Annotated in this window: 8 protein-coding genes; 6 read left to right on the forward strand and 2 right to left on the reverse strand. The window is 66.4% G+C overall.

The window, feature by feature from the left end; translation table 11 throughout:
- From ACRDU5_RS21475 to ACRDU5_RS21485, 3 genes are all read left to right on the forward strand, one after another.
- Window positions 1-442: peroxiredoxin family protein (locus ACRDU5_RS21475; RefSeq protein WP_526617010.1), on the forward strand; the 442-nt coding region annotated here is incomplete at its 5' end.
- Complete coding sequence (locus ACRDU5_RS21480) at window positions 439-678, forward strand: hypothetical protein (protein ID WP_526617011.1); 240 nt, start codon at window positions 439-441, stop codon at window positions 676-678. The genes ACRDU5_RS21475 and ACRDU5_RS21480, both read left to right, overlap by 4 nt.
- The gene (locus ACRDU5_RS21485) at window positions 675-962 is read left to right on the forward strand and encodes a glutaredoxin family protein (RefSeq protein ID WP_526617012.1); all 288 of its coding nucleotides are present in this window, start codon (window positions 675-677) and stop codon (window positions 960-962) included. The genes ACRDU5_RS21480 and ACRDU5_RS21485 overlap by 4 nt, the downstream gene beginning before the upstream one ends.
- Before the next feature lie 16 nt (window positions 963-978).
- Here ACRDU5_RS21485 and ACRDU5_RS21490 read toward each other — a convergent pair whose 3' ends face one another.
- Window positions 979-1,215 carry a hypothetical protein gene (locus ACRDU5_RS21490; protein WP_526617013.1) on the reverse strand — a complete coding sequence of 79 codons (237 nt, stop codon included), beginning with the start codon at window positions 1,213-1,215 and terminating at the stop codon, window positions 979-981.
- Entirely contained in the window at window positions 1,215-1,409 is a 195-nt protein-coding gene (locus ACRDU5_RS21495; RefSeq protein WP_526617014.1) for a hypothetical protein, read from the reverse strand. The genes ACRDU5_RS21490 and ACRDU5_RS21495 overlap by 1 nt, the downstream gene beginning before the upstream one ends.
- A 195-nt stretch (window positions 1,410-1,604) precedes the next feature.
- On the opposite strand from ACRDU5_RS21495, the gene ACRDU5_RS21500 reads away from it, so the two are divergent.
- From ACRDU5_RS21500 to ACRDU5_RS21510, 3 genes are all read left to right on the forward strand, one after another.
- The gene (locus ACRDU5_RS21500; protein WP_526617015.1) at window positions 1,605-2,231 is read left to right on the forward strand and encodes a TlpA family protein disulfide reductase; all 627 of its coding nucleotides are present in this window, start codon (window positions 1,605-1,607) and stop codon (window positions 2,229-2,231) included.
- Window positions 2,228-3,031 carry a cytochrome c biogenesis CcdA family protein gene (locus tag ACRDU5_RS21505; protein ID WP_526617016.1) on the forward strand — a complete coding sequence of 268 codons (804 nt, stop codon included), beginning with the start codon at window positions 2,228-2,230 and terminating at the stop codon, window positions 3,029-3,031. Before ACRDU5_RS21500 ends, ACRDU5_RS21505 begins: the two co-directional genes overlap by 4 nt.
- Window positions 3,032-3,113: 82 nt before the next feature.
- A complete protein-coding gene (locus ACRDU5_RS21510; RefSeq protein WP_526617017.1) occupies window positions 3,114-3,947 on the forward strand; it encodes a sulfurtransferase in 834 nt (277 codons plus the stop codon).
- Window positions 3,948-4,277 lie beyond the last annotated feature (330 nt).

A 4,277-nucleotide genomic window follows, 5' to 3' on the forward strand; every position in this document is an offset into this window, starting at 1 on the left:
ACCCCCGGCCGCGAGCGCCCGATCGGCCCGCCGCATGGTTGCGGCGGCCCGCGGGGACTCCGGGCGGAGGTGGTGGACGCTGACCGGTGTGGCAGTGGTCGCCGCCTTCGCGGTGTGTGTGTTGTACCTCGTGTTTCAGACCGGCCAGGGCGATCGCAACTCCGCCGGACCGGGCAGCGGCTACCGGCACGTGGCCGGCGCGCCCGGGGCCGGCGCCGCCGCACCGCCCTTCACCCTCGCCGCCAGCACCGGCAAACCTGTCGCGCTCTCCGATTTCAGGGGCCGCTCGGTGCTGCTGTACTTCCAGGAAGGGCTGTCGTGTCAGCCGTGCTGGGACCAGATCGGCGACCTCGAGCAAAACCAGGCCGCGCTGAAAGCCGCCGGGGTGGACGCGGTCGTCTTATCACCACCGACCCGGCGAACCTGGTCGCCCGCAAGGTGACCGACGAGAAGCTCTTGACGCCGGTGCTGTCCGACCCGGACCTGCAGGTCTCCCGGGCGTATCAGGCGAACAAGTACGGGATGATGGGCGACATGCGCGACGGGCACAGCTTCGTCCTCGTCGGCCCCGACGGGGTGATCCGCTGGCGCGCAGACTACGGCGGCGCACCCGACTACACCATGTTCCTGCCCACCGACAAGATCCTGGCCGACCTCAACACCGAACGCACACCATGACCGGCCCTGTCGACATCACCTTGCTCACCCAAACCTCGTGCGGCCTCTGCGATGTCGCCAAGGAGATCTTGACCCGCATCGGCCAGGAGCATCCGCTGCGGGTCACCGAGATCGACCTTGCCAGCCCACAGGGCCGCGAACTGGCGGCCGCCGCGGGGCTGCTGTTCGCCCCCGGAGTGCTGCTCGACGGCCAACCCTTCTCCCACGGCAGGCTCTCGGAACGCAAACTGCGCCGCGCCCTAGTAGTCCGTCAGCGAGCGGGTTCTCTATCCGATCGAGGATGAGGGCAACCCAGCGGCCTCACCGATCGGTGTCCGGCCTCGGCTCGGGTCGCGGCACCGTGCCGGAGTCGATTTGATCCTGGGCGCGCAGAACCCGAACCTGCTCCTGTAGGTCCGCGATCTCCCGGTCGAGCCCGCCCGGCTGCGTGTCACTCCCCGCACAATGCCCACGGCCTCGAAGCATTGGGCGCACACACATGAGATAGGTCACCGTGATCGCGGCCGCCGCGACCAACAAGGCGAACGCCGTCGACATCAGGACCTTCTATTCGCGCGTTCGGCGGTCAGCCGGTCCACCTCGGCACGCAACCCGGCGAGCTGCCGCGCGGCGTCAGAATCGGACGCACTGGCCGATGTGTCGGTCTTGGATCCGCGCATCATCAACCACATCATCAGCCCCATCCCGACCGGGCAGGCCAAGATCGCGAAACCGTAAAACAGTGACTCCATGAATCCTCCTGGAGAGCCGTGATGCGGCGCACCCGGTGTCGCCATTGTCATCACTCGTCAGTATATCTACTATCTGCGTACGGAGACAGTAGAAAGATCTCTCCGGTCACGCCGGAGGCGTGGCGTGCCCACTCTTCAGCCGGTCTGCACCTCGCTGCCGCGGACCGCACTGAGCGAACAGGAACAGTGATCCCCATGCGTGTCCTGCTGACACTCGTGCGGTGTGGCCGTCGATGCCGGACCCATGCGGGATCGCTGGCCGCAGTGCTGGTGCTCACGCTCAGCGTCGCGGGGTGCGCGACCGGCGCCGATTCCGTTGCACAGGGCGGAACATTCGACTTCGTGTCGCCGGGCGGGAAGGTCGACATCTTCTACGACCCGCCGGACTCGCGTAGCACGATCGGTGACCTAACGGGTCCGGACTTGTGGACCGACCAGCCGATTCACGTATCCGACTTCGCCGGCAAGGTGGTCGTGATCAACGTCTGGGGATCATGGTGCGCTCCGTGCCGCACCGAGACCCCCGAACTCGAGAAGGTATTCACCGAAACCGCCCCGCGCGGAGTGCAATTCTTGGGCATCGACGTGCGCGACAACCGGGATGCCGCTCGCGATTTCGTCACCGACCGCCACGTCACCTACCCGTCGATCTACGACCCCGCCATGCGCAGTCTGATCGCCCTGGGCAAGAACTATCCGACCAGCGTCGTCCCGACCACCATGGTCCTTGACCGCCGGCACCGAGTGGCGGCGGTGTTCCTGCGCGCGCTGCTGGCCGAGGACCTGCAGCCGGTGGTGGAGCGCGTGGCGGCCGAACGATGACGCTGGCCGCAGGGATCGGCTCCAGTTTCCAGACGCTGGCCGCGACCGGACCGCTGCTATTGGCGTTGGGTGCCGTTTTCCTGGCCGGCATGGTGTCGTTCGCGTCCCCGTGCTGTGTGCCGCTGGTGCCGGGCTACCTGTCCTACCTGGCGTCGGTGGCCGGCACCGACTCCCCGCCGGTGACCGCCGACCCCGCTGTCGTGGATCGGTCCGGCCGCTGGCGAGTCACCGGCGCCGCCACCCTGTTCGTCGCCGGGTTCACCGTAGTGTTCGTATTGGGCACCGCCTCGGTGTTCGGACTGATCGGAGTACTAACCGTCAACCGCGAACTGCTCCAGCGCATCGGCGGCGCGCTGACCATCGTCATGGGGTTGACGTTCGTCGGGCTGATTCCGGCCCTGCAGCGCGACATCCGATTCCAGCCGCGCCAGGTCTCGTCCGTGGCTGGGGCGCCGATGCTGGGGGCAGTGTTCGGGCTGGGGTGGACCCCGTGCCTGGGACCCACCCTCGCCGGGGTGCTCTCGGTGGCGGCCGGCACCCAGGGCACCACCGCCGCGCGGGGGGTGGTGTTGATCATCGCCTACTGCCTCGGTCTGGGGCTGCCGTTCATCATGTTGGCATACGGATCCACCACTGCCTTGCGCGGGTTGGGATGGTTGCGGCGCCACGCCCGTACGATCCAGGTGTTCGGCGGCCTCATGCTGATCGCGGTCGGTTTCGCTTTGGTGACCGGGGCGTGGGAGTTGTTCGTCGGGTGGCTGCGCGGCCAATTCGTCAGCAATACAGTGCTGCCCATATGACGACTGGGCGTCGTCGAATTCCGCGTACACTTTCTACTGTCTACGTACGTAAGCCGTAGGCAGGTAGAGGAGGAGGTCACCCATGAGCCGCCGTGACGCACTCGTTGACGCCGAGTGGGTTCAGGCGCACCTGGATGACTCGAACGTCGTCCTGGTCGAGGTCGATGAGGATGTGTCGGCCTTCGACACCGGCCACATCCAAAACGCCGTGAAAATCGACTGGAAGGCCGAGCTGCAGGATCCGATCCGGCGCGATTTCGTCGACAAGGCCGGATTCGAAGGGCTGCTGAGCGCAAAGGGCATCGGCAATGATGACACCGTGATCCTGTACGGCGGCAACAACAATTGGTTCGCCGCCTACGCCTACTGGTACTTCATGGTGTATGGGCATGATGCGGTCAAGCTGCTCGACGGGGGCCGCAAGAAGTGGGAACTCGACGGGCGTGACTTCACCACCGAAGTGCAGAAGCGGGCGACTACGCAATACACCGCGCGGGAGCCGCGCACCGACATCCGCGCGTTTCGCGACGAGGTGTTGGCGGCGATTGGGCGCTGCAACCTCATCGATGTGCGCAGCCCGCAGGAGTACTCCGGAGAATTGCTCGCACCCGCGCACCTGCCCCAGGAGGCCGCCCAACGCGGCGGGCACATACCGACGGCAAGCAACATCCCGTGGTCCAAGGCCGCCAACGAGGACGGTACGTTCAAGTCCAACGACGAGCTAAAGGCGCTCTACACCGACGCCGGCGTCGACCTCGGCACCGACACCATCGCCTACTGCCGCATCGGTGAGCGCAGCGCCCACACTTGGTTCGCGCTGCACGAACTGCTTGAGGAAGAGCGGGTCAGAAATTATGACGGCTCGTGGACCGAATACGGATCGCTTGTCGGTGTTCCCATCGCAAAGGGTGCCTGACCACGCGAGTGCCCAGCCCGCACCCGTCCCGGGTCAGGTTCCTGACGGAAATCGGAGCGTGCCGGGGGTCTCACCGAGCTGCGGAATGCCGTAGATCAGGGCGATCTCGTCGTGTGCGCCGAACATGATCGCCGCTGGATCGCCGCTGCGCGGTCAGCCATTGACATACACCCGCACGGTGTTGCCATCGGCGGCGCAACGCGCCGATGTTGTCGGCCGACAAGCTCACCCCACTCGGAGAAAAACTCGCCGAGGCTGAACTGCCGCTTCGCCGGAGCCTCAATGTGGCTCAGCCCGGTGTCGTCGTGGGTGTGCAGCGGGCTCATGGCG

It is taken from the genome of Mycobacterium sp. (assembly GCF_050701515.1).
In the GTDB taxonomy this organism is placed as follows: domain Bacteria; phylum Actinomycetota; class Actinomycetes; order Mycobacteriales; family Mycobacteriaceae; genus Mycobacterium.